The following is a 25,779-nucleotide window of genomic DNA, read 5'->3' on the forward strand; positions in this document are numbered from 1 at the left end:
AGTCTACCGCTTGGGCACGGAGGGAGAAAACTAAGGACCGACCGATTTCGTGAGTAATTCAGTCATCGAGAAGGCTGGTACAGGGATGGCGCTGCGGAGTGTTTGTCAGCCAGAGAGGTGCGTACTTCCTGACATATGAAGTGGTGGGTTAGCAAAATGGGAGGTGACCAAGCGGCGGCCGTTGCATAGAAACGTCGCGCATCCCGTAGAGGAAGCGGACGTGAGCAGGCTTCTTCTGCTTTAGCAGAGGTAGCCATGCATAGCATCGAAATTGGAGCTAGCCATTTACCTGCGGCAAATGAAGAAAGCTGCCTTTTTTGACAACAATGGCAGCCGCTTCGCGAAGGCAGTTGATCATTTTGGTCTTATTGCTCGGCGATTTTCAAGGTAGTTGTCGCGTGAGCGTGTCACGCTGCCTTTGATGTTTGCTGCAGTACCGCTTCCCGCTCCGGGTTCAGGCACACGATTGGTGCCAGCACCCAGTTCCTGATGTTGCCGCTCCAGCGCTCCGGGTGCCGTGCACGCGCCGCCTCGTACAGCTCGATACGCTTGCGCAGCAACTCTTCCGCCTGGCCAGTATGTCGCTGCGCCGGGGTCACGAACTTCAGGGCGCTGTGGCGATGTTCATGGTTGTACCAGGCCACGAAGCTGTTCACCCAGTTCCTGGCCTGCTCCAGCGTGTCGAAGGGCCGCTCCGGCCACAGCGGGCAGTACTTCGCCGTGCGGAACAAGGCCTCGGCATAGGCGTTGTCATTGCTCACCCGCGGGCGGCTGAACGAGGGCATCACACCCAGGTTCTGCATGGCCGCCAGCATGGTCGAGCCCTTCATCGCGCTGCCGTTGTCCGAGTGCAGTACCAGCGGCTGGCCTGCCCGCTGTTCACGTAGGCAGGCCTGGCGTAGCAGCTGGGCGGCCTGCTCGGCGCTTTCACTTTCATGCACCTCGTTGGCCACCAGCTTCCGGCTGTAGACGTCCTTGATCATGTACCAGTAGAAGTAACGGCCCTTGACCGTGGTCGGCAGCCAGGTGATGTCCCAGCACCACAGCTGGTTCGGGCCGTCGGCCACATGGGTCGTCAGCGCTCGTTTCACCGGTGGGCGGCTACGGCCGCGCGGATGCTGCTGTTCGGCGTCCTTCAGCAACCGGTAAAAGGTCGACTCCGAGGCCAGCCAGGTGCCCTGATCGGCCAGCCGCGCCACGATCTGCTGCGGCGGCAGGCTGGCAAACTCGGGCTGGTTGGCGACCTCCAGCACGCGGCGGCGCTCTTGCGGGGTCAGCTTGTTGGCCGGCTCAGCTCGCTGTGCCGAAGGACGCCGATCCTCCGGGCAGTGCTGCCAGCGCTGCAGGCTGCGCAGCGACAGGCCCAGTTCGGCGCAGGCCTGCGCCCGCCGCGCTCCCGCCGCCACGGCGTCCTCGATCAACTGCAGCGTTTCACGGCGATCCGGGGCGCTGATCATTCGTCCTCGTCCTTCCCCCAGAGCGCCTCGGCTTTTTTTCGCAACACCAGCAGAGCCGCGGTTTCTGCCAGCGCCGCATCCTTGCGCCGCAGTTCACGCTCCAGCTGCTTGATGCGCTTCTTCGCGGCCTTTTCCTCTTCGCGTTCGCGCCGGGTCTTGATCGGCTGAGCCAGGCTGTTGGCCTGCTCGCAGGCTTCGCGCCAGGCGTTGATCTGCTCGACATACAGGCCTTTGCGCCGGCAGTACTCCGCCAGCTCAGCCGCATTGAGGCTGGCGCTTTCCAGCACCACCCGAAACTTGTCCTGGCTCGACCACTGGTCGGCCTGCTGTCCATCTCCCGGCACCACTGCTCCCGCTGCTCTGGCCTGTTTGCGCCAAGCATACAGGGTGGCATCAGTAATGCCTGTCGCTTCCACCAGCTCCGGCACCGTCCGGTTCAAGGGCGGCATCATCTGCCGCACCACCCACTCCCGATGCTCTATCGAATAACGCGCCACACGGCTCTCACTTCCGCCCACCGACCAAGACTCATCGAATCAACTCACACGACAACTATCCTGACGCGGCGGGTGCTCGGTCTCGCTCCACATTCGTTTCGCTTACCTGCAAACGCCCAAAATGCTCAACTGCCCCATACTTGAAGGTTTCAAGTATGGGGCGCGGGGGCATACTTGAAGGAACGCTTCGCTGCTTCAAGTATGCCCCCGCAATTTTGTTGTCAAATCATAGCCGCCAGGCGTTGCCTGGCCGAAATGGCGATTGTGCACAGACGTGAGCTGCGCCATTCGCGGGCGCTGCCGCCCCGGCCTCAATCATAAGCCCGATCACTGCGGCACACTTGTCTTACGACCGCCATGTCACATGACTCGAGTGCTGCAGTCTCGCCGTGTCACTCGTAGGGCTTGCGGCAGTTAGTGAGTGTCGATGCGCCGGGTGACCGTGCCGTGTGTCTGTCACAGTGGCGTTATGAAGCGGTGTCCGGTCTGATGCCAAAGCGCCCACGCTTCAACTGAAATTTGTGTGGCAGCAGCCGACTGTCACGGAATTCTCGTCGCAGCGGATGCAAGTTCTTCGATGGTGGACTGTGCTCAGCGATAGGGCGTGCCAACCGTCGCCGCAAGCGATGCCCGGAGTTGCGTGAAAATTCGGTTTCTTTCCTGTTGTGTTCAGAACGAAAAAGGCCGCAGATTGGCTGCGGCCTTTTATTCATCCTGTCTCATAATCATCTCCAGGCGATGATTGTTTTGAACGCTACGCGCTAGCAAGGCTTTTGCTTAGTTCTCCTTCCTCGCTTTCCGCGTCCGGCTTGGTTTGTGAGCAGCTTTTTAAAATGCTCCCAGCGGATCTGCTCGGTCTGTGCGTTGTATGTCAGTCCCCGTTCCATCTGCTCCAGTAATCTCAGACTCAGTGGCTGCTCCAGGTAATGGTCTGCTGTGACTTCTGGTGCACCACCCTCATGGCCGAGCAGATAGGCGATCGTGGATGGAGATATGCCTGACCGTTCCAGCCGAACGGCAAACGAGCGACGGAGACTTTTAAAATTGAGCCCGCCATTAACCGCCGGCGGACAGTGCTGACCGATGTATCCTGTACCCGTGCACGGCCCGCAGAAAAACCGACTTGGGTCGCGGGAGTATAGGTGCTTTGGATCGAAGCTCAGCTCGTTGAAAAGCAGAGCGTCATTGCCATCGGCCTGGCGCCGTTCTTCTACGAAATTTAGAAAGCCCATCTCCACTAGCTTCGAGCAGATTGGAATCTGCCGAGCCGACGGCCCCGTCTTCAACGACTTGTTGTAGCCATTATCGTTGATATCGATAAGGTCTACGCCGTGGACATCCTGGATCACATCATGCACACGTAGCTGGCAGAGCTCGTTAAGCCGCGCGCCGGTATAGAGCCCAAGCGGGAGCAACCAAAACCGATAGGGCTTGGCGTCCTGGTTGATTTTCGGCAGGTCGCCTGCGAGATACTTTCTGTAGGGCCAGCCTGAGAACATCTGATTCAGATTGCTATCCAGAAATGGCTTGGTGATTTCGGCGTGTTTTGTATTGCAGGTCGCGACTTTGATCGCCTCGGTAATCAGCTTGCTCTCAAGTGCTTCGTCCAGCATTCGATTGAACAACTGATAGTAGGTCGTGAGGTTTGCGCCTTTGCTACCCGACGCAGCGTTCTGCTTGAGTAACGACGGTAGCTGATCCTTCAGACGCTGTACGTCGGCCCGATCAAGCTCAGCAACTCGGCGGGTAGGATTATCTTGCGTCAGAGCGATTTTTAGTTTCTCCATCCGCGCTCGAAGCATGTGCTCGGATTTCCCTGCGTAATTGTTTTCTCGCAGAAAGCGGGACAGCGTTATGTCCATGAACTCGGTAAGCAAAGGAGAAGACTGAAAGCGGTTTATCGCATCCGTAATCGCTGAAATGTTTGCCAACGCGATTCGCAAGTGTTCTTCATGGCCGGGTTCGACGATAAGACTCAGGCCTTTGTAAAAAGGAATGGAGAGGGGGGCAGTTACATTCATATATACCTCACAGTGGGTGAGGCTTGAGATTATTACTGGATGGATAAACAGTCAAGATAATCTATTAGGATTTACCATGCGATAGTTTTTATTGACAACTTGTCAATAATCGCAAGATGAGCAAAAGGTAAGAGCGAGCCCCTACCTTTTATTAGCTGAATATTATGCGTACGTTTTCCAGTGTCGCTTAGCAACCCGCACGCTGGGGAAGGGGGTGCCAACCGGGCGACCGACATTGAAAACGCCCTGGCGTTCTCGTAACTCTTGATAGTGCCGGTAATGGATGTGTCCCAGCCCTAGCCCGAAATCGAGCTTGTCGAGCTCGTCTTTGAGCACGTCAGACGGATAGCAGTCGCCGTACCCACCGGTGGTACTTTTATCCGAGTGGCCTACAAGCGCTTTGGCTTTCGCCAGGTCAAGGTTCTGTCTGCGAAATTGATTGATAAAGGTGTGGCGCAGACCGTGGTACGTCAGGCCGTCATCTCCCAGGCCGCAAAGCCCAAGGTAACCCCGGCTAATCTGGCTTGAGCCGAGAAACCAACGGCTCGCAACATGCCCGGGAGAAAGGTCGCCGTATACCCGAATATTGTCGAAAAGCGGAGCCTTGCCGTCTCGCTCGACAGCTTCCAGGCGTGCTTGATGAAACTCCAGGAAGCCCGACTCGATAAGCTGCCGGTGAATCGGCACCAACCTTTCCGAATCGGACGTCTTCAGCTGTTTCGACCCGCTTCGATTGATGCTGATGAGCCAGACGCCGAGTTCTTGCCGAATGTCTTCGAGCCGTAGCTGGCACAGCTCACTTAGCCTTGCGCCTGTAAAAAGGCCAAGCAGCGGCAGCCAAAACTTGTAGTCATCCAAGCGCCAGCGCGGCGGCGTGGTCAGTGTGTAGGCCGGACCGTGAAGAAGTTTCTCGATCTGGCTTGGGCTATACGTGCGCTTCCTCGGCGCCTCGGCTCCTTTGGTGCTGAATGCCAATCCGGCCGCGATATTTTCGGTGATGTAACCCTGATCATGAGCGTAGGTGACAAGGGCCCTTGCCAGCTCAAAAAACTTTTTCGCAGTGCGAGGGTTGATTGGCTCGAACTTACCGTCGCTAATGATCTTACTTAGCGGCTGGTTACGCGTGGCACGGAGGCGATGCCGGTTCTTCGGATAGCTACGCAGATGATCGCGTAGCGTGTTGAATTCAGCGCGAGTCAGCGTCTCGACTTGCCGGTGCCCGCCAAGCAGCTCGCACAGGCCTTCCAGGCGGGCCTTTGCGGTAATGCGAGTCCGCGGGTTAGCCCAGGCGCCTTCACGAATTTGCCGTTCTTCGTATTCCTTTACCAAAGCTGCGAGGCTCAACCCTGCGTTTGAACCACGCGCCGGCGAGACAATGCGATCGTTGACGGAGGGTTGCGTAAAGAGGGTTTCAAGCTTGGCTTTCTGCGCGTCGGGCAGAACGCTCCCGAGCGCATTCAGCAACGCGAGCGTGCCTGGATCCTGTGGCGGTGCCACAGCATCTGTCGGCGAGTTCAGCTCCGGAATCGTCTGCATAGGCTCGGCGGTTGCAGCAGAACCCAACATCCGCCGAACCAGGTCACCGATTTCCTGCATGGCTTGGGCGTAAGGATCTTGGTGATCGTCTTCCTGAAAGTAACGCAACAGCACCTTATCAACCTTCTGCAGCGTATACGTCAGCATGAGGACCGCAATGATGATGGAGCTAGCCCGCATTTCTCACAGGAAGAGATGCACCGGGCCGTCGGATGCGCGAAAATTGTTGTGCAAAGAACGATTTAGCGCGACAACGGAGAGCGGCCCGATGCAGACACAGTGTAATCCGAAGCAGTACACGTTTTCAGGGGTGGGGCGGCGCGCGGTGGTAGCCGGATTTGATGGCGGTCGGGTGAGTTCGGATGGCGGCGCGTTGCTGCTCAAACAAACCGATGAAGCGGTGGGGTTGTTCGATCGCCTGGCCGGCTGTTTCCAGGACGATCGGATGCCCGAGGCGGTGGAGTTTCCGCTGCGCACGCTGGTGGCGCAGCGGGTGATGGGCATCGCGCTGGGCTACGAGGATCTCAACGATCACGAGCAACTGCGCCACGACCCGCTGCTGGGCGCGGTGATCGGCAAGCTGCAGTCCGGACGTGCGCGCTGTGCGCCCTTGGCCGGCAAGAGCACGCTCAACCGGCTGGAGCGCTTCCAGGCGCAGGGCAGTTCGCGCTATCACAAGATCCGGCCGCAGGCCGGCATGATCGAGGATCTGTTCGTCGATCTGTTTCTGGACGCCCACCGCAGGCCGCCAGAGGAGATCATCCTGGATCTGGATGCCACCGACGATCCGCTGCATGGGCAGCAGGAGGGCCGGTTCTTTCACGGCTACTACGGGGGTTACTGTTACCTGCCGCTGTACATCTTCTGCGGCCGTCACCTGCTGTGCGCCAAGTTGCGCCCGGCCAACGTCGATGGCGCCGCCGGGGCGCTGGAAGAGGTGCAACGCATCGTCAAGCAGATTCGCGCCCGCTGGCCAGACACGCGCATCGTGCTGCGCGCCGACTCGGGGTTCTGCCGGGATGACCTGATGACTTGGTGCGAAGCACAGTCGGTCGATTATGTCTTCGGACTGGCGCGCAACGCGCGCCTGACCCGGGCCATCGGCCCGAGCCTGCGGCAGGCCCAGGCGCAGTGCGAAGCGACGGGAGTCCCGGCACGGGTGTTCCAGGAACTGCACTACCGCACGAGGAAAAGCTGGAGCGCCGAGCGCCGGGTGGTGGCCAAGGCCGAGGCCTTGCCGGGCAAGACCAACCCACGCTTCGTGGTGACCACGCTTGCGGTCGGGGACTGGCCGGACAAGGCGCTGTATGAGGATCTCTACTGCGCGCGCGGCGAGATGGAGAACCGCATCAAGGAGTGTCAGCTCGACCTGTTCGCCGACCGCACCTCCACCGCGACGCTGCGCAGCAACCAGCTGCGGCTGTGGCTGTCCTCGTTCGCCTACGTGCTGCTCGAAAGCCTGCGCAGGCTGGCGCTGTCGGGGACCGAACTGGCCCAGGCCACGGCCGGTAGCATCCGCCTGAAGCTGCTCAAGATCGGCGCGGTCATCACCGTGAGCGTGCGCCGGGTCAAAGTGGCCATGAGTTCGGCCTTCCCGCAGCAGGAGGTGTTCGATCACGCCTTCGATGTCTTGAGCGCCGCGGCGCGCTGACAGCCGCACACCCACCGTCCCCCTCCACATCACACCCCGTCCACCCTGCCGCAAGCGCCTTGTTCAAGCGCGCTCGCAGGCGCTTGCCCGAAATCAGCGCTGTCGGCAGCCTGCGCCACCTGCGACGACCTGCGTCCGTCAAAACGGCCCAATGCGCAGGGCTGTGAGAAATGCGGGCTAGTGAGCAGCTCAACCCGAAAGCTTTTCTTTTCTCTCAGATGCGCTTTCATGCACAGCGGATCGAGTTCGATAAGCATCACATAAAGCCCCGATCCCTCCTGCACCAAGAGCGCTCGATCAATGATGCGGAGCTTCAGATGCATCGCGTTGGCTTGCTGAAGATGAAAATGCAAAGCTTGCCGAGATTGCGGTAGTGCTGGGGGGATGTGCATGAGATTCCGACCCTGGTCTGGGCGGGCATGGCACAGGTATTCATAAAGCGTCATCGCTGCAAATGCAGGAGATTCTTTCGAATAGCGCCCTGGGGAGGGTGGGACGGTCTCGAGTACATCAAGGGCGGCGTAAATGTACCGGGCAGCGTCGCTCGCCACGTTCTGGTTGTTGGTTCCGAGCGGCCAGTCAAAGCGTACGAACCCGACCCCAAGCGCTTTTACCAGTGCGGGCGTTGGTGTCAGTGCGAAGAAAATTTCGCCCCCTGGCTCGTGGCTATAGAGCACTACACGCTCGGCACTCTCTTTCATCATGCGAGCGTGGGCGACCGAAAGGTCTTGGTTCGCGAGCTTCATGGGCGACGGACGGACTTTCCAAACCCGGTCGGCGAATTTGAGTGCTTCCGCTACCGCTAAGTGAAACCTTTGGAGGTCAACCAGCAGGCGGTCAGAAAAGAGCTCGACATAGTGCTCGGTTGCCTTGGCAAGGAACTGCTCGAAAGAAGCATTCAGGTACTTAGCGAGATCGCGGGCCAGGGCTTCGTCGTGGCTGAGCGACCACCGGATTTGCGCAGGCAGTTTCGGGTTGGCCGCGAAATGCTTAGGGAATGTGAGGTAGTACTGGAAGCCAGTGTTGGCTTGATAGACCAGGTGGGGGACACCCGTTTTGCTTTGGCGCTTGGACATGATGGCATACCTTTTGGATTCACAGACGGACTGTGAGTAATCCAATGCCATCAAATCTGGGCTGAAACCCGCGTTCTAGACGGGTTTCAGTGTTGAATTGGTGGAGCCGGGGGGATCCAAAATATATGCATAACCTATTGTTCTTAAATACTTTTTTGAAAGATCTATTGTTAGATGCCCCCATAAGTGCCCCGTGCACGTATTTCCGATGAGCGGCCTTTAGAAGGAGTTGAACTGGCGTCCTGAACTCTCGTTTCGCGACAGGGCGATGCCGGTCGACCACCGAGGAGGATTCAGTAGAATCAGTCGCCTACAGCATAACCCCGGTTACCTGGGCGGGAGGGTTCGATGCCCAGCTTAGCAGCAGGTGTTGGCTAGATGTCAGGTCCGGTAGTTGGGGTTTTTCCGCGGTAGCGCACCATGGGCTCATCTAGGACGATTTGAGCTGAGGTGCGGTATGAGACACTCGATGGTTACCTGTCACAACTGTGGCAAAGCGATGGTTCCGAGGGCGTCATATAGCCGTGGTTTCTGGGGTTATTCGCCTTCGTCCAATCATTGCCCCTTTTGCCTGAGTGAGAACTGGCACGGCGGAAATCCAGGGCTAGGGGCTCGGCTGTTCGCTTTGGTTGGCCTGGGTCTTGGTGTTCTGGCCTGCGCGTTGGTGGGAGCTCTTCTATTTAAAGTGCAGTGGTGGCTTGGTGTCGAGGGACAGTGGCCTCTATTGACGCTGGGCACATGTGCTGTGTCAGTTAGCGCGGGATACCATTTTTACAACTGGTTTGTTGATTGCTGACCGGTGACCATGCTGTGGAAGGCAGCAATCGGCCGATTCTGTTGAAAAAGTAGGTTTAGCGGCAGCAAGGCGGTCGGATGTACCTGCTGTCGAAATGGCTGCAAGCCACTTCAAGTTGCCTTCCGGCGTTTCACTGAGCGTCCTTGCTCCGGTTTAAGGGTTAATTTGAGGGTTTCTGCTCGTAGCAGGCGTACCTATCCCGTCAGCGGTGGCCCTTGAGGCAAAAGCTTGGCCATGCGGCGCAGGTTCTGCACCATCGCAGCTAAGGTGAATTCGTCAGTGGCACCCGTTAGGCCACGCAGTCGTAAACGGTCGAGTTTCATGATCCGTTTGAGGTGGGCGAAAAGCATTTCCACCTTCTTTCGTTCGCAGCGAGAGACGAGGTATTCCGGTGTCTTGGCGATGCGTCGAGCCACGTCGCGGGAAGACTCATGGATGCTGCGGACGATCTTCCGATTCGGCGTGTTGGGGCAGCATTTCGCTTTCAACGAGCAGGTGGCGCAGTCGGTTTGGCTGGAGCGGTAAATGATGGTGTTGGCCTTGGTTACCCGCGATCTTTGCTGAGTGAAGGCACGCCATTCACTGCGTAGCGGTTTGCCGGCTGGGCAGCGATATTCATTGGCTTCCTGATTCCAGTGGAAGTCGTTACTGGAGAGGCTGTCGTCCTTGCGCTCGGTCTTGTCCCACACCGGCACATGCGGCTCGATGTCCTTTTCTTCTACCATCCAGGCCAGCATCGGGGCGGTGCCATAAGCGGTATCGCCGATAAGGCGTTCCGGCGTGAGATCGAAATGCGCTTCGACACGCTCGACCATCGTCCTGGTCGAGTCGACTTCGGCGGTACGGTGCGCCGGGGTAGCTTCCACGTCCATGATCACACCGTGCTCAGTGTCGATCAGGTAATTCGTGGAGTAGGCAAAAAAGGCCGGGCCACCTGGCGCTGCTGTCCAACGGGACTGAGGGTCTGTGAGCGAAATTTTCTTGGGAAGAGCCTCAGCCAGCGCCTCTTCATCAAGGGCTTCGAGGTACTCACGCACTGCTCGGCTGCTGAGCTTTGGGTCGTTCCAATCGACCTGATCTCCCGCCACCCCACGTTGCCGGCTGGCATCCGCCTTAATGATGCTGGCGTCGACGGCGAAACCTTCACCCTTGACTAGGCCGGCTGCCATGCAGCGCCGCAGCACCTCATTGAATAACCAGCGGAATAGATCGCTGTCACGAAAACGCCCATGGCGATTCTTCGAGAAGGTCGAGTGATTGGGTACTTCGTCTTCCAGACCCAGCCGGCAGAACCAGCGATAGGCCAGGTTCAGGTGCACCTCTTCGCACAATCGCCGCTCGGAACGAATGCCATAGCAGTAGCCGACGACCAGCATGCGCACCATCAACTCCGGGTCAATCGAGGGGCGCCCGATGGGGCTATAGAAATCCGCCAGGTAGGCACGCAGATCACTGAGATCCAGGCACTGGTCGATGCTTCGCAGGAGATGTTGGGCCGGGACGTGATCTTCCAGATTGAACGAGTAGAACAGGCGCTGCTGTCCTCCCGGTAACTGTCCCATCATGCTGTTCGCCTCCACGCCCGCTGACAAAGCAATTTTGCCAACGGCATGGGGAGGTCGCTACTTTTTCAACAGAATCGGCCAAAAGCGGACGATTGCTGGCAGGTATTCAAGCTATGTCCCCAGGCCCTGGGGAAATAGCTTGGGGTTTGAGAAAGCCTGCTTAAGGTGGTCGTACACCAATCGCACCCGCTTCGATACAGGACCCTGCTGCGGGCGGTATATGAACAGATCCCATGGTGCTGGAGCGTGATCAGCCAAAACGGCAACCAGCTTTCCTGACCGCAGATGAGGCTCAGCCAGATAGGCAGGAATTTGGCCAAAACACATGCCTGCCAGGGTGGCTTCCAATTCCGTATCTGGATCATCACAGATAAGCGCTGGCTGCCTGGGCGCGAACGTTTGCCCGTCGGCAAATAGCCAAGGCCAAGGGCGGCCATTTTTCCGGTCGATCAGGACTGAAAGTGGCAGCTTAGCTAAGGCATCCAAAGATTTAGGTGGTGTCTTTTGGCCTATGAGAGACGGGCACGCGACAACGTAAAACGGCACGGGAGCTAAGGCACGTGCAACGTAGCGCCGGTCGCGAATAACCCCCACCCGGATACCAATATCGATATGCGCTTCAACGGCATCAGTCATCTGATCTTCCAAGCGGAGATCGAATTGCAGGTCAGGATGTGCAGCGGCCAGGGGCTGAAGAAACGGTATTAGGAAGCGCCTGCCAATAGCATGTGGAGCCGTAATCCCCACCTTACCTGACAGCTCAGGCTCCGTCCTGTGCGACCGGAATAGCGTATCGAAATGATCCAGAGCTGACATGGCATCTTTGGCGTAATCCTGACCGAAAGCAGTGATGCTCACCTGGCGGGTATTGCGGTGGAACAGTGATTCGCCAAGCTCAGTTTCCAGGGCTTGAATGGCTCGAGTCACCCCTTGTGGGGAGATGCCTAATCGAGTTGCCGCTTCGCGGAAGCTACCTGCCTCTGCTGCTGTGCAAAAAATCCTAACCATCTCCATGCGGTTAAGCATGTTGCCCCCCCCCCATTTATTCCATTTTCAGGAATAGTATAATCCAATCATTTCCATTTATTGAGATCAATCATGGGTCTAAAGTTTGCGCACTGCCAGGTTAACCAGCCATGGCGAAGTACAAACCCGCCGATGAGGTTCTCAGCATGAGCAATAACATTTCTGGAAAAGTTGTCGTTATCACCGGTGCCAGTAGCGGCCTGGGTGAGGTTACTGCACGCCACCTTGCTGCGCTTGGCGCTCGCGTAGTGCTGGCTGCACGTCGCAAAGATAAACTCGACGCATTGGTGGCTGAGCTGACCAATGCAGGTGGTCAGGCAATCGCGTATCAGACCGATGTTACCTCTCAGGAAGAGGTCAAAACGCTCATTCAAGGTGCCGTGGACACCTACGGTCGCATTGATGTACTGGTCAACAATGCCGGACTGATGGCGATTGCACCGCTCAGCGATGCTCGCACTGACGAGTGGGATCGCATGATCGATATCAACATCAAGGGTCTGCTGTACGGAGTCGCGGCTGCATTGCCAGTCTTCCAGAAACAAAACAGTGGTCACTTCATCAACATCGCATCGGTTGCAGGCCTGAAGGTGTTTAGCCCAGGTGGCACCGTGTACAGCGGCACCAAGTTTGCTGTGCGGGCTATCTCCGAAGGACTGCGTCACGAAGTCGGTGGCAGCATCCGCACCACGACTATCGAACCGGGCGCCGTGGACTCCGAACTGAAATTCGGCAGCACCCACCAACAGAGCCGCGATTTCGTGGTGGACTTCTACAAGCATGCAATTCCCGCCGAATCGGTCGCTCGAGCTATCGCCTTCGCAATTGAGCAGCCTGCTGACGTGGATATTAACGAGATCGTTCTGCGCCCAACCGTGCAGGAATTCTAATGAGTTGAGGGCCTGTCTCTTCGGCGTCAGGCCCCGCTTATCTGGAGTGAAAAGCGGTGAGTGCCACATGGCCCGGAAGAAAAGAAGCAAGCGCTCGATGCAGGTGCTGAATGCCCTGCAATTCTTCAGCAGCTTGCAGCTGTTCGTGGGGCTGACAACGGATTGATGGCAACGGTTATGGAGAGCTATCTACGGGAAGAGTTTCCCAGTAGCGAAATCAGGAGCGATTCGCAGAACAAGTCCATTGACGAGACCATCTCCATCGTCCGCTCCTACCTGCGGTAGAGGCACCAGGGTGCCCTCGGTGAGGGAAAATTTAGTTAGCTAGTAAAGGAAGCGCCATCATGAAATCACGTGCAGCAGTTGCCTTCGGGCCTGGAAAGCCACTGGAAATCGTCGAGATCGACGTCGAGCCGCCGCGCAAGGGCGAGGTGCTTGTCAGGATCACGAATACCGGCGTTTGCCATACCGACGCCTTCACCCTGTCGGGCGAGGACCCGGAAGGCGTGTTCCCGGCGGTGCTGGGCCATGAGGGCGCCGGCATCGTGGTCGAGGTCGGCGAGGGCGTGACCTCGGTCAAGCCGGGTGACCACGTGATCCCGCTGTACACCGCCGAGTGCGGTGAGTGCCTGTTCTGCAAGAGCGGCAAGACCAACCTGTGCGTGGCGGTGCGCGCCACCCAGGGCAAGGGCGTGATGCCCGATGGCACCACCCGCTTCAGCTACAACGGCCAGCCGATCTACCACTACATGGGCTGCTCGACCTTCAGCGAATACACGGTGGTGGCCGAAGTCTCGCTGGCCAAGATCAACCCGGACGCCAATCCCGAGCATGTCTGCCTGCTGGGTTGCGGTGTGACCACCGGCATCGGCGCTGTTCACAACACGGCCAAGGTTCAGCCGGGTGACTCTGTGGCCATCTTCGGCCTCGGCGGCATCGGGCTCGCTGCGATTCAGGGGGCACGCCAGGCCAAGGCGGGTCGCATCATCGCCATCGACACCAATCCAGCGAAGTTCGAGCTGGCTCGTACCTTCGGCGCGACCGAATGCCTCAACCCGAAGGACTTCGACAAGCCGATTCACGAGGTTCTCATCGAGATGACCGGTTGGGGTGTCGATCACACCTTCGAGTGCATCGGCAACGTCAACGTGATGCGCTCGGCACTGGAAGCAGCACATCGTGGCTGGGGCCAGTCGATCGTCATCGGCGTGGCTGGTGCAGGCAAGGAAATTTCGACGCGCCCGTTCCAGTTGATCACCGGTCGCACCTGGAAGGGCTCGGCTTTCGGCGGGGTCAAGGGCCGCACTCAACTTCCCGGCATGGTGGAGGACGCAATGAAAGGCGAGATCGATCTCGCCCCGTTCGTCACCCACACCATGGGCCTCGACGACATCAACAAGGCCTTCGACCTGATGCATGAAGGCAAGTCGATTCGCACGGTGATCCACTACTGATCGCCCACTACCCATTCAACGCCAACCACCAAGGAAATTAATCATGTCCACTCCTGTCATTTCTGGCGATGGCATCTTTTCGCACATCTTTATCGGCGCTGCCGACCTTCAGAAGTCGGTCGCGTTCTACGCCGCCGCTCTGGGTGCTCTTGGCATCAAGAACCTCGGTCCTTTCAACAACGGATGGGTACTTTTCGGTCGCGAAAAGCCGGCTTTCATCATCGCCCGCCCGGGCAATGGTGAAGCGCCTTCCAGCAACGGCGTGACGATCGGCTTTGCGGCCGCCACTCCCGCTGAAGTGGATGCCTTCCACGCCGCCGGCCTTGCCGCAGGCGGCACTGACGAGGGCCAACCTGGCGCACGTGGTCACCTGCCGGGTGCCTATGCTGCCTACCTGCGTGATCCGGCGGGCAACAAGGTCTGCTCGTACACCTTCGTCTGAAAGCAAGGAAGCTGAGAGCGTTCTGACAGGGTCAGCACAAGCCTCTATTATACGGCGAGCCTGTTAGACGGACTGCGTAACGCGGTGCATGCTCATGAAGATCGGCCCGCAGCCATGTGTGAAACGCATGGCTGCGGGCATTTGTTTTGAAGCGTGCTTTTCAACCAATGAGAAATGAGGTCGTTATGAAAGAGCCGGCCAATATCAATACGACGACCGTACAACCCACCCCAACCGCCACCGTGTACGGCATGCCGGCTTATGCCGATCGTGCTGCAGCCGTGGGTGAAGTGCATGCGCGCCCGCATCTGTTGCTTGAGGCCCCCCGCGGTATATTGCAGCTCGCTTTCATGACCGAAGGTGACCAGACCAGGGATCAGATGGCGATGAGCGAGTTGTCTCATCGCTTCGGCGTTGCCGAGCCCGACCACGCTACGCCGCTACACGGCATGACATGGGATGAGGGAGACCTTCACTGTGAAAAGCACACCGAGTTCTCTACGTATCTCTGGTGCGCTTCGCTGGATTCCAAGACGGGAGAGCCTTGCGGAGAAAATCCCTTCAAACATGGATTTGTTCCTCCGGGCCCGGTCATATCCGGCATCCGCTTGAGACTTCTTCCGTGGATACCAGAAACGGAGAAGGAGGCTGATCGCTTCGATCCTGCCAGCCTGTGCTACTCGTTGGTAGAGAACGGCTCTGCCGCCATCTTGACCGACTTCCGACAGGATGAGGATGGCCTGACGCAGATCCTCATCCTTGCTCGTGATTTGACCCCGGCGCGGGCAGGTGCGCTGGCTCAACTTCTATTGGAGATCGAGACGTACCGTACCTTGGCGTTGCTGTCTCTGCCGTTGACGCGATCGATGACGTCGGAGCTGCGACACATGGAGTCGCGCCTTGCTGCGATCACTGACGAGATGTGTACGAATTTGGTAGAACGCCGCGATAGCGACGTGCTGCTTTCCGAATTGACAGGTCTGGCCGCCGAACTGGAAGCTGGCGTCGCGGCAAATCTCTATCGCTTCGGCGCCAGCCGTGCCTACTACGAGATCGTCGAGGAAAGGCTGGCTGCGCTTTCAGAAGTGGCCGTATCCGGATACAGCACCTGGGCGGATTTCCTGCAGCGTCGCATCGCTCCAGCCATGCGGGAGTGCCAATCCGTAAAGGAGCGCCAGGCCAAGCTCTCCGACAAACTGACCCGAGCCATCGCGTTGCTGCGTTCGTGGATCGACGTCGAACTTGAACGCCAGAACCGCGATCTGCTGGCTTCGATGAACAACCGGGCCAAGTTGCAATTGCGCCTTCAGCAAACCGTCGAAGGCCTGTCGGTCGCGGCAATTTCTTATTACGTCGTGAGTCTTCTCGGCTACCTGCTCAAGGGCATTCCGATCGTTCACGACAGCGTGGCGCCGGTGATGGCGGTTCTGGTACCTGCGGTGATGCTGACGATCTGGTGGATCGTCCGCAGGATAAGACACGCCCACAGCGACACGGCGGCGGAAGAGAAATCTTCCTGACGAGCTGCCGTCCTGGCGCGCGATAGCTGCGCCGTCCGTTTGAACAGAGGAGAACAACATGCCAAGCAATTCTTTCGGTGAATCCTCTTGTACCGCTGCGGCCTGCATTGAAGCGTTTGTAGACCTTATTCCAGTAGCCAAACGCCTTGGGCAGGTCTCTCCAGGGACATCCCGTGCGCATGCGGTACAGCATGCCCTCCACGGTCATTCGTAGATCACGCTTGTTGTAGATGGCCTTGTGCAGCAGAATTTCCCGCAGCTTCGACCAATGCTCATCGCTGAGCAGTAATCGGGGCATTGCAAGCTCGTATCGATGTTGGGTCAGAGCTTCAACGATACGGGCTTGCTCTTATAGATCAATGGGTTAGCGCGAAATGGCAACAGACCCTAGCAAACCAGTTCAAATAACGTGGCGCAGTAGTTTTATCAGGTCCAAATGCGCCGTTTGGCCTGCGTCAGTTTCCCGGTGGTCTCCAGCCGTACATACACCAAACGCCTCTGGTCATCCACCGCGTCGCAACTCCCTGACACCCCGGCCCAGCTTGCGGCGCAACAGGGCCCGCAGGGTCACCCCATCCGAGTACCCGACCTGTGCGGCGACCTGGTCGACGCTCGCGTTTCCGGTGCGCAAGAGATGGACGGCATGCTCCACGCGCAGGTCCTGGAAATACGACAGCGGCGTCTTGCCCAAAACGCTTTGCAGCCGCCGCGCCAAGGTGCGCTCGCTTGTGCCCGCGGCGCAGGCCGCTTCGGCCAGCGAGAACCCCTTCGCGAGCCGACGTCTGGCCCAGCATTCGAAGCGCTCCACCATCGGGTCGGCATGCGCAAGGTGGTCGGGAATCACGAACTCGGCTTGCGAACTGCGTGCCTCGACCAGCAGATAGCGTGCTACTAGGGCCGCCAGCGCCGGACTGCGCCCCCGGATGATGCGCAAGGCCAGGTCGACGTGGGCCAAAGCGGCACCCGCGGTAGTGAAGCGTGTCGAGTTCACGATCATGCGTGACTCGTCCAGCGTGACGTTCGGATAGCGCTGCCGAAACATCGGCCCCAGCCACCATGACGTCGTCGCACGATGCCCATCAAGCAGGCCACTCTCTGCAAGCAAGAAACTACCGGAGCAGGCGGCACCAAGGTGCGCGCCAGCGGTGGACCACTGCTGTAGCACGGCGACCGCATCGGGCACGTCGGGGCGTGTGAGCCGAGCCGAGAGCGTGTCAGGCATCTTTTCACCAAACGCGGGCACGAGCACGACGTCTGGTTCCGGCACACCACGCGCAGTGACCACGGGGACCGTCAAGCCTTGCGCAGTTCGGATGCGACGCCGCACGCCCACCAGCGTGAGCTCTATGTGCGCGGGAGCCTGTGGCAGCGAGCCCGACATCGCATTGGCCAAGCCCACTGTGTCGGTGAGCGCCGCAAGCCCCAGATCAAACACGCCATCACAAACAAGGATGTGGATTTTCATGGCAACAATGATATCAATGTTGTCATTATTGTCTATAGAGATGGCTGTCATGAAGACTTAGACTGCAGGCTCGTCGATCCATTCATCTAACCCAGTTACCCAAAGGATTACAGTATGACCAAGCTCGCCCTGTTTGTTCGCCTCGAAGCCAAACCCGGCCAGGAGGCTGCGCTTGCCGACTTCCTGGCCAGCGCACTGCCGCTCGCCAACGCCGAGTCCGGCACCACTGCCTGGTTCGCATTGAAGTTTGGCCCTTCGACGTTCGGTGTGTTCGATGCCTTTGCCGATGAGGCAGGTCGCCAAGCACATCTGAACGGCCAGATCGCCGCGGCCTTGATGGCCAACGCCGCGACCTTGCTCAGTTCTCCGCCCAATATCGAGAAGGTCGAACTGCTTGCAGCCAAACTGCCTGCATGACAACCCGGCCTTGACCCAATCAGGTCACGCTGCAGGATGGGGGGCACAAGCTCTACGCAGCGATCCCCCCCTCGATTGCACTTGCCCAGGGAGCTACCTTCCACAGCGACGGGGGGCAATATTGCAGCCAGAACTTCCAAGCTGCGTCAGCAAGCAGGGGCAACATCAGGGCTGGCTGTGATGTTCCGATTCGTCGGGTAGTTATCGAGAAGTACCGACTGTTTGCAACGTGTCGGTACCGAGAGCCGTCTGGGCGAGCCAGATTTCCGGCCCATTGGAAGTCCGCAGTCCGCAAGCGCGGATCGATCGAGCGATTTGTTGAAAATCAACGACCTAGCACCGGGCCGTTCGGGCTAGTGAGGGTTTCTGGGGGGGCGTAACGATTCGAACTCCTGCAGGGGCTCGGTGGGGTGGAACCCTGCGCCAAACCTATGTAACTCAGCGCCTTGCGACCGCTGCAAACTCCTGCGGAAAGGTGCGGAATCCGGGCCTTGATGCCCGCAATCCTACCAGTTCTGCCCTGGTCGGGTCACCAACCGAGCGCATCAGACAGGGCGCCAGTTCTATTCCCGTTTGGGAATTGAACCCGCGTCAGCATCCACTCATCCGACGTTCGATCAGGCGGTGACGAACCGCTCCCGAAATGCTCGCCGGACCTGGTCGTAAGGCACAGGGCTGGTGGCGTGCGGGACCAGCGCGCTTCTGTCGCCGATGAGGTAGTTGATCCGGTAGGTGCAGTTTCCGGAGGGGTGCAGCATGCCGGCAATCACCCGGTCGGGATTCAGAACCCGCTCCTGGATCAGGCGGTCCAGCACGCTCTGGACCTACGGCCCCAAGCCAACGAACATGGCATCTTTCAGTTCTTCGACTTCCGCCGCGAAGTGCTACAGCAGGTACTTCCTCAGCAAGGGGTGCTTGGTCATATCCGGTGAGCCACGGTAATCGTCGTCCTTTACGAATACCGGATAGCGCAGACATTGATTTTCGTGCGTTAGAGAGGGCCTCGCTGCCCAAAAGCCTCACGCGCAAACTCCAAGAAGCTGCGCAGCTTTGGAGTCATTCTTCGGTCAGGGGCATAGAGGATGTGCATTGCGGTATTCGGCACCGGGTACTGCGGCAACAGACGCACCAGTGTCCCATCGCGCAGTGCATCGCTAACCAACTCTATCGGCTGTAGAACCACGCCTAGACCAGCTACAGCCGCTGCCAGCAGTGGATCACCTTGATTGATCGTTAATTTGCTTGTAATAGGAACATCTATACGCCCCTCCGGGCTGTCGAAGCTCCAGTGTGAGCGGCCATCAGAATAGGTAAACCCCAGACATTCCTGCTGCTGTAGATCCCACGGATTGATGATGGGAGGGCGACGTGCAAGATAGGACGGCGCAGCGCATAAAACCATCTGATAGGGCTCCAGTGGCAATGCCTTCAACCCACTGCTCGCCAGCTCGCCGATGCGAAATACCACGTCGTAACCATCATCAACGATATCGACCAGTTCGTTCGATAACGTTAGGTCAACAGACACCTGAGGATACCGAACCATGTATTCCAGCAGGCGTGGCGAAAGCGTGCGGATTCCGAACGTGACCGGCGCGTTGATGCGAAGGCGGCCGCTTGGTGTGCCCCGAGTGAGGGCAGCCAGGCTCTCGGCAGACTGCATGTCTGCAAGGATCAGTTTTGCTCGCGGGTAGAACGCCCTGCCGAAGTCGGTGAGGCTTTGCCTGCGCGTAGTCCGGTGCAGCAGGGAAACACCCAGATGTTGTTCGAGCATTTTCACCTGTTTCCCTACCAATTGAGGGGACAGATTCAGGTCGTCCGCAGCGGCGCTGAATGAACCCAGCTCAACTGTTTTGACGAACGTGGCCATCTGGGTCAGGCGATCCATTATAAACACTCTGTTTCTAGTAATACGCCATCGTAGGCATTTATCTAGCGCCAACCAATGACTAAATTTTTGTCACCTTTCGAGTGCCCGGATACCTTCCGGATGTACGTCGAGGCCCATTGATAAACGAGGTATTTATGATGGCACGCATTGTCAGAATTCATGAATACGGTGACGCCAGCGTTCTGAAGCTGGAAGATCTGGAAGTATCGGCACCAGCAGCAAACGAGGTGCAAATTAGTGTTAAAGCTTTTGGCTTGAACCGAGCCGAAGTGATGTTCCGCAATCACGCATACCTACAAGAAGCGGAGTTCCCCAGCCGCTTAGGCTACGAGGCCGCAGGCATCGTAACGGCAGTTGGGAGCGACGTAACCGAGATCACGATTGGTGACTCGGTCGCTCTGATCCCACCTCTGGATATTGCTCGCTGGGGCACCTACGGCGAGTTGGCCAATGTACCGGCCCACCTGGTGGTAAAGAGCCCTGAGAACTTGTCCTTTGAAGAGGCTGCGGCGTCTTGGATGCAGTACGTCACCGCCTGGGGGGGATTGATTGAACAGGCGAAGCTACGTCAGGGCGATTTTGTCATCGTTACCGCCGCGTCAAGCAGTGTTGGCTTGGCCGCCTTCCAAATGGCTCGTATGGTCGGCGCCACATCGATTGCGATCACTCGAACTCACGCGAAGAAGCAAGCCCTACTTGATGCAGGCGCTGCGCATGTCATCGTCAGCGATGAAGAGGATATCGTCGAGCGTGTTATGACGATAACTGCCGGTCAAGGCGCTCGCGTTGTATTCGATCCTGTAGGCGGGCCGTCCTTGGAACCTCTCACGCAGAGCATGGCGCGGGGCGGAATTTTGCTGGAGTACGGCGCACTTAGCTCTGAACCGACACCATTCCCACTGTTTACCGTGCTGGGCAAAAGCCTGACTTTGAAGGGCTATCTCTACGCAGAGATTGTGGCCGACCCTGAAGCCCTAGAGAGAGCAAAGGCTTTTATTCTGCAAGGGTTGGAGTCCGGTGCGTTGCGCCCGATCATCGCAAAGACATTCACACTTAGCGACATCCAGGATGCCCATCGTTTCCTTGAAGCCAATCAGCAGATCGGCAAGATCGTGGTAACTGTCTGACCAGCAATTATGGGGCTGAGAGCGTAATCCTTCGGCCCCGATTCAAGCCAGCCCTGATGACCGCTTTTGGCCGATTCTGTGTATCCGTCCGGCCAACACACCTTCTTGGCCCCGACGCCAAAGGCGATGGTGTCCACCTGATTTAAGTGGACACCATTTCTAGCCTTTTATGCCGCTGGGCAAACCTATTTTCCCGAGGGCGTGGCGCGGCCGGGTTGGTATCAGCCAACGGACAGAGGTGTTGAGCGCAGGCTGGGAGAAAGACTCGCTTGGCTGCGCTCGCTCGATGATGAGACGCCGCCAGAGGCGGACGCCTGATCGGTCCATCCGAAACCTGCCCATCGTGATCTCACAAACTACAGGATAAGCACATGCCAGCCTCTTCTTTCGGTGAGTCCTCGGCGCATATCAGACGGAGACGCGTTGCCCGCTATCTACGCACTGAGTCTGGGGCTGCGGTGCTGCTGGTGATCGTCACGGTTGTGGCGCTGGCGTGGGCGAACTCGCCGCTATCCGATGCCTATTTCGAGTTGTGGCACCTGGACGTCGGGTTCAACTTTGGGCCATTGGGCCTGCACATGGATCTGCATCACTGGGTCAACGACGGCCTGATGGTCGTCTTCTTCTTCCTGATCGGCCTGGAGGTGCGTCAGGAATTCGCCCACGGGTCGCTCAGGGACCGCAGCCGTGCCCGTCTCGCTCTGATCGCGGGGGTCGCGGGTGTCGTGCTGCCCGCGCTGCTGTATGTCCTGATCGTGGGGCTGGCAGGAAGTGAGGGCCTGCGCGGGTGGGGGGCGGTGGTCGGTACCGATACGGCGTTCATGCTGGGCACCCTGGCGATCGTCGGCCCGCGGCTATCCGGTCAGTTGCGCGTGTTCTTGCTCACCCTGACCGTGGTCGATGACTTCCTCGCCGTGTCCATCATCGGCATCGTCTATAGCGAGGAGATCCGCGTCGTCCCGTTGCTGATCGCCCTCGCCAGTCTCGTCGGGTTGTGGTTGCTGGGGCGCACCCGCCAGTGGCGGGCAACGCCGTATGTGCTGATCGTGATCGTGCTGTGGCTCGCGACCGTGTACTCCGGCATTCATGCCTCCCTCGCCGGGATGGCCGCGGGGCTCCTGATCCCCGCCTACGCAACGCAACGTCACAAGGTCGTCGCGGCAAGACAGTTGTTCCGTGACTTCTGGCAGTCTCCGAGTGCCGCATCGGCTCGCGCAGTGGACTGCGGGCTGTCCCAGGGTATCTCGGTGAATGAGCGGCTGCACGAGTTCCTGCGGCTGCCGACAGCGCTGCTGATCGTGCCGGTGTTCGCCTTGGCGAACGCCGGGGTGGACCTGCGTGGTGGGCTGCTCGCGGAGGCCTTCGGCTCGCCCGTGACCTGGGGCGTCATCGCGGGGCTCGTGCTCGGCAAGCTCCTGGGCATCGGGCTCATCACTCTCGCCGCGGTCCGCCTCGGCTTGGGGCGCCTGCCGGCGGGTGTCGGAATGGGGAGCGTGTTCGGTGGTGCGGCACTGTCCGGGATCGGGTTCACCGTGTCGCTGCTCATCATCGGACTCGCGTTCGGCACGACCTCCGACCTGGGCCGCCAGGCGACGGTCGGCGTGCTCGTGTCGATGATGCTCGCCACGTTGCTCGGGTGGCTCATCTTCAAGGTTGCCGCACGCAGGTGGGGTGAGGAGACCGCCGATCTGCCGATGGTGCTTGAGCCGCCGGTCGATCCCGAGGTCGATCACATCCGCGGGCCAGAGGACGCGCAGCTCACGCTGGTGGAGTACGTGGACTTCGAGTGCGCGTACTGTGCGCACGCTACCGGTTCTTGGGAGGATCTGCGCGCCCACTTCGGGGACGACCTGCGGTATGTGGTGCGCCATTTGCCGCACCACCCGCATGGGCCGATCGCCGCGCGTGCGTCCGAGGCGGCATCGAATCAGGGGATGTTCTGGCCGTGGCTGGACTTCGTGTTTACCCGTCAGCACGCGCTGGAGCGCGAGGATCTGATCGGCTACGCCGTAGAGCTTGGGCTCGACGTCGATCGGTTCATCGCGGATCTCGACAGCTCTGCGGTGATCGAGCGTGTCGAGCGCGACCTCGCCAGTGCGGTCGCCAGCGGTGCGCATGTCACGCCGACGTTCTTCGTCGAGGGTCGCCGCCTGCGCGGTAGCTACGACGCCCGCACTGTCACCGCAGCGCTCGAAGCCAGTCGCCGCGGCCCCCGGACTCAGGAAGTCCCGTCCTGAGCGGGACGAACTACAGGATAAGAACATGCCAAACAATTCTTTCGGTGAATCCTCTTGTACCGCTGCGGCCAGCGGCCTCGTGCAGGTGCGTGGCGCGCGCGAGAACAACCTCAAGGAGGTGGACGTCTCCATCCCGCGTAACGCGCTGGTGGTGTTCTCGGGTGTCTCCGGCTCCGGTAAGTCCTCGCTGGCCTTTGGCACCATCTATGCCGAGGCCCAGCGGCGCTACTTCGAGTCGGTGGCCCCCTATGCGCGGCGACTGATCGACCAGGCGGGCGTGCCGGACGTCGATGCGATCGACGGCCTGCCGCCGGCGGTGGCGCTGCAACAGCAGCGGGGCTCCAGCAACGCGCGTTCCTCTGTGGGCAGTGTGACCACCTTGTCCAGCCTGGTGCGGATGATGTATTCGCGCGCCGGCGCCTACCCAGCCAACCAGCCCATGCTGTACGCCGAGGATTTTTCGCCCAACACGCCGCAGGGAGCGTGCCCGACCTGCCACGGCCTGGGCCATGTGTACGAGGTGACTGAGGCCATCATGGTGCCCGATCCCTCCCTGAGCATCCGCGAGCGGGCGATCGCCTCCTGGCCCCCCGCCTGGCAAGGCCAGAACCTGCGCGACATCCTGGTCAGCATGGGCTACGACGTTGACCGACCGTGGAAGGACCTGCCAAAGAAGGATCGCGACTGGATTCTGTTCACCGAGGAAACACCGACGGTGCCGGTGTACGCCGGCTTCACGCCCGCCGAAACCCGCGCCGCGCTCAAGCGCAAGATGGAGCCGAGCTACATGGGCACCTTCACCGGCGCCCGGCGGTATGTGATGCACACCTTTGCCAACACCCAGAGCGCGCTGATGAGAAAGCGCGTGTCCCGGTTCATGGAGGGCAAACCGTGCCCCACCTGCCACGGCAAGCGGCTCAAGCCCGAGGCGCTGTCGGTCACCTTCGCCGGCGTGGACATCGGCGCGTTCATGCAGATGCCGCTGGACCAGTTGGCGGCCTTGCTCGAACCCATCGCCCAGGGCGATTTCCGCGCCCATGCAGCGGGGGCGGCTACGGACAAGGAAGCGACCCGACGCGACCGTGCCGAACGCGCGGCCTCCGGTCGCGCCGTCCATGCGGTATCGCCCGACGTGCGCCGCACCTCGGCGCTATCGGAAGAAAAGCGCCTCGCCGCGCAGCGCCTGGCTGGAGGCGTGATGGCGCGCCTGCGCCAACTGCGCGAGCTAGGCCTGGGCTACCTGACGCTGGACCGGGCCACGCCGACGCTTTCGGCCGGCGAGTTGCAGCGCCTGCGGCTGGCCACGCAATTGAGTTCCCTGCTGTTCGGTGTCGTGTACGTGCTCGACGAGCCCTCCGCGGGCCTGCACCCCTCCGATAGCCAGGCCCTGTACGACGCACTCGACCGGCTGCGCGACGCCGGCAACTCGGTGTTCGTGGTGGAGCACGACTTGGACCTGATGCGCCGCGCGCAATGGCTCGTGGATGTCGGGCCGGATGCTGGGGAGCGTGGCGGCCGCGTGCTCTACAGCGGCGAGCCGGATGGCCTGCGCAAGATTGCCGAATCGCGCACCGCCCGCTATCTGTTCGAGGAGATCCCCGCGCCGGGAAGCCGGGCACGCGAAGCGACCGGCTGGCTGGAACTGCAGGGCATCCACCGCCACAACCTGCATGGCGTGGATGCACGCATTCCGCTGGGCGTGCTGACGGCCGTCACCGGTATCTCCGGCTCCGGCAAGTCCAGCCTCGTCGCGCAGGCCCTGCCGGAGTTGGTGCTGCTGCACCTGGGCCACGAGCCGGAAGACGATGCGGCCGAAAGCGCCACCAGCGAAGGGCCGGCGGTGATCGAAGCGACTGGCGGTCATCTGGCGGGCGATGTGGACGCCATACAGCGCCTGGTGCAGGTGGACCAGAAGCCGATCGGGCGCACGCCGCGCTCGAACCTGGCTACCTACACGGGTCTGTTCGACCATGTGCGCAAGCTGTTCGCCGCCACGCCCGATGCTCGACGCCGCCGCTATGATGCCGGACGGTTCTCGTTCAACGTCGCCAAGGGGCGCTGCGAGACTTGCGAGGGCGAGGGTTTCGTTAGCGTGGAACTGCTGTTCATGCCCAGCGTGTACGCGCCGTGCCCGACCTGCCATGGCGCGCGCTACAACGAGGCCACGCTGAAGGTGCAGTGGAACGGGCGCAACATCGCCGAGGTGCTGCAGATGACCGTGGACGATGCCAGCGAATTCTTCGCGGGTGAAGACGCGGTGGCAAGGCCCCTGCAACTGCTGCGCGACATCGGACTGGGCTATCTGCGCCTGGGGCAACCGGCCACTGAGCTTTCCGGTGGCGAGGCGCAGCGCATCAAGCTGGCGACCGAGCTTCAGCGCAGCCAGCGCGGCCGAAGCCTGTACGTGCTCGACGAGCCGACCACCGGGCTGCACGCGTCGGATGCCGACCGGCTGCTGGTGCAGTTGCAGCGCCTGGTCGATGCCAGCAATACCGTAGTGATGATCGAGCACGACATGCGTGCGGTGGCCCAAGCCGACTGGGTGATCGACGTAGGGCCAGGCGCGGGCGCTGCCGGCGGCAGCATCGTGGTGGCGGGTTCCCCTCAGCAGGTGGCCCGAAAGTCTGGCAGCCGAACCGCTCCGTTCCTTGCACGGGAGTTGGCGCGGGTCGAGTAGCTTAGTTCGCCAAATGTTGCCAGCTTCGCGGGGC

The 25,779-nt window shown here is 59.8% G+C and carries 18 protein-coding genes and 3 pseudogenes; 10 read left to right on the top strand and 11 right to left on the bottom strand.

All coding sequences use genetic code 11. The annotated features are described in order from the left end of the window. Positions 1-407: 407 nt before the first annotated feature. The 3 genes and pseudogenes from LW136_RS04200 to LW136_RS04210 all read right to left on the bottom strand — a co-directional run. A protein-coding gene (locus LW136_RS04200; protein WP_086937305.1) for an IS3 family transposase occupies positions 408-1,954 on the bottom strand; the annotation gives its coding sequence in 2 pieces (ribosomal slippage) (positions 408-1,468 and positions 1,468-1,954; 1,548 coding nt in all). A 761-nt stretch (positions 1,955-2,715) separates the two neighbouring features. Beyond that, the gene (locus LW136_RS04205; RefSeq protein ID WP_042924400.1) at positions 2,716-3,975 is read right to left on the bottom strand and encodes a site-specific integrase; all 1,260 of its coding nucleotides are present in this window, start codon (positions 3,973-3,975) and stop codon (positions 2,716-2,718) included. A 162-nt stretch (positions 3,976-4,137) separates the two neighbouring features. Continuing rightward, a pseudogene (locus LW136_RS04210) lies at positions 4,138-5,694 on the bottom strand (site-specific integrase); the annotation flags it as partial. Between the two features lie 85 nt (positions 5,695-5,779). On the opposite strand from LW136_RS04210, the gene LW136_RS04215 reads away from it, so the two are divergent. Then, on the top strand, positions 5,780-7,162 hold the full coding sequence (locus tag LW136_RS04215; RefSeq protein ID WP_034018616.1) for an IS1380 family transposase: 1,383 nt from the start codon (positions 5,780-5,782) through the stop codon (positions 7,160-7,162). 29 nt (positions 7,163-7,191) lie between these two features. On the opposite strand, the gene LW136_RS04220 is transcribed toward LW136_RS04215, so the two are convergent. From LW136_RS04220 to LW136_RS04230, 3 genes are all read right to left on the bottom strand, one after another. Continuing rightward, entirely contained in the window at positions 7,192-8,238 is a 1,047-nt protein-coding gene (locus LW136_RS04220; RefSeq protein ID WP_234174705.1) for a hypothetical protein, read from the bottom strand. 990 nt (positions 8,239-9,228) lie between these two features. After that, positions 9,229-10,599: an IS1182-like element ISCfr1 family transposase gene (locus LW136_RS04225; RefSeq protein WP_031310882.1), complete on the bottom strand. Its 1,371-nt coding sequence runs from the start codon at positions 10,597-10,599 to the stop codon at positions 9,229-9,231. Between the two features lie 111 nt (positions 10,600-10,710). Beyond that, positions 10,711-11,625 carry a LysR family transcriptional regulator gene (locus LW136_RS04230; RefSeq protein WP_045429943.1) on the bottom strand — a complete coding sequence of 305 codons (915 nt, stop codon included), beginning with the start codon at positions 11,623-11,625 and terminating at the stop codon, positions 10,711-10,713. Positions 11,626-11,771: 146 nt separating this feature from the next. Here LW136_RS04230 and LW136_RS04235 point away from each other — a divergent pair, with 146 nt between their 5' ends. The 5 genes from LW136_RS04235 to LW136_RS04255 all read left to right on the top strand — a co-directional run bounded on the left by LW136_RS04235 (position 11,772) and on the right by LW136_RS04255 (position 15,931). Next, positions 11,772-12,515 (top strand): SDR family oxidoreductase, encoded by a 744-nt coding sequence (locus LW136_RS04235; RefSeq protein WP_031310677.1) that lies wholly within the window; start codon positions 11,772-11,774, stop codon positions 12,513-12,515. 60 nt (positions 12,516-12,575) lie between these two features. Next, positions 12,576-12,800, top strand: a complete 225-nt coding sequence (locus LW136_RS04240) for a metal-sensing transcriptional repressor (protein WP_013970887.1) — start codon at positions 12,576-12,578, stop codon at positions 12,798-12,800. 59 nt (positions 12,801-12,859) lie between these two features. Further along, a complete protein-coding gene (locus LW136_RS04245) occupies positions 12,860-13,969 on the top strand; it encodes an S-(hydroxymethyl)glutathione dehydrogenase/class III alcohol dehydrogenase (protein ID WP_003291553.1) in 1,110 nt (369 codons plus the stop codon). A 43-nt stretch (positions 13,970-14,012) separates the two neighbouring features. Continuing rightward, positions 14,013-14,411 carry a VOC family protein gene (locus LW136_RS04250; protein WP_003291554.1) on the top strand — a complete coding sequence of 133 codons (399 nt, stop codon included), beginning with the start codon at positions 14,013-14,015 and terminating at the stop codon, positions 14,409-14,411. A 185-nt stretch (positions 14,412-14,596) separates the two neighbouring features. After that, positions 14,597-15,931: a DUF3422 family protein gene (locus LW136_RS04255; protein ID WP_042927609.1), complete on the top strand. Its 1,335-nt coding sequence runs from the start codon at positions 14,597-14,599 to the stop codon at positions 15,929-15,931. Positions 15,932-16,034: 103 nt separating this feature from the next. Here LW136_RS04255 and LW136_RS04260 read toward each other — a convergent pair. The 3 genes and pseudogenes from LW136_RS04260 to LW136_RS22850 all read right to left on the bottom strand — a co-directional run. Continuing rightward, positions 16,035-16,229 (bottom strand): annotated as a pseudogene (locus LW136_RS04260) (transposase); the annotation flags it as partial. A 204-nt stretch (positions 16,230-16,433) separates the two neighbouring features. After that, positions 16,434-16,928 (bottom strand): helix-turn-helix domain-containing protein, encoded by a 495-nt coding sequence (locus LW136_RS22845; RefSeq protein ID WP_419586379.1) that lies wholly within the window; start codon positions 16,926-16,928, stop codon positions 16,434-16,436. After that, positions 16,914-17,447: pseudogene (locus LW136_RS22850) on the bottom strand (type 1 glutamine amidotransferase family protein); the annotation flags it as partial. The gene LW136_RS22845 and the pseudogene LW136_RS22850, both read right to left, overlap by 15 nt. Before the next feature lie 63 nt (positions 17,448-17,510). On the opposite strand from LW136_RS22850, the gene LW136_RS04270 reads away from it, so the two are divergent. Continuing rightward, positions 17,511-17,813, top strand: a complete 303-nt coding sequence (locus tag LW136_RS04270) for a putative quinol monooxygenase (RefSeq protein WP_007182542.1) — start codon at positions 17,511-17,513, stop codon at positions 17,811-17,813. 617 nt (positions 17,814-18,430) lie between these two features. Here LW136_RS04270 and LW136_RS04275 read toward each other — a convergent pair. After that, positions 18,431-18,628 carry a hypothetical protein gene (locus LW136_RS04275; RefSeq protein WP_023082110.1) on the bottom strand — a complete coding sequence of 66 codons (198 nt, stop codon included), beginning with the start codon at positions 18,626-18,628 and terminating at the stop codon, positions 18,431-18,433. Positions 18,629-18,804: 176 nt separating this feature from the next. After that, positions 18,805-19,701 (bottom strand): LysR family transcriptional regulator, encoded by an 897-nt coding sequence (locus tag LW136_RS04280; RefSeq protein WP_013970892.1) that lies wholly within the window; start codon positions 19,699-19,701, stop codon positions 18,805-18,807. Positions 19,702-19,841: 140 nt separating this feature from the next. On the opposite strand from LW136_RS04280, the gene LW136_RS04285 reads away from it, so the two are divergent. From LW136_RS04285 to LW136_RS04295, 3 genes are all read left to right on the top strand, one after another. Further along, complete coding sequence (locus LW136_RS04285; protein ID WP_042927614.1) at positions 19,842-20,831, top strand: zinc-dependent alcohol dehydrogenase family protein; 990 nt, start codon at positions 19,842-19,844, stop codon at positions 20,829-20,831. 458 nt (positions 20,832-21,289) lie between these two features. Further along, positions 21,290-23,068: a Na+/H+ antiporter NhaA gene (gene nhaA, locus LW136_RS04290; RefSeq protein ID WP_231107964.1), complete on the top strand. Its 1,779-nt coding sequence runs from the start codon at positions 21,290-21,292 to the stop codon at positions 23,066-23,068. Positions 23,069-23,093: 25 nt separating this feature from the next. Further along, positions 23,094-25,745 (top strand): excinuclease ABC subunit UvrA, encoded by a 2,652-nt coding sequence (locus tag LW136_RS04295; protein ID WP_042927606.1) that lies wholly within the window; start codon positions 23,094-23,096, stop codon positions 25,743-25,745. The last annotated feature ends 34 nt before the right edge of the window (positions 25,746-25,779 follow it).

Source organism: Stutzerimonas kunmingensis (assembly GCF_021432085.1).
In the GTDB taxonomy this organism is placed as follows: Bacteria; Pseudomonadota; Gammaproteobacteria; order Pseudomonadales; family Pseudomonadaceae; genus Stutzerimonas.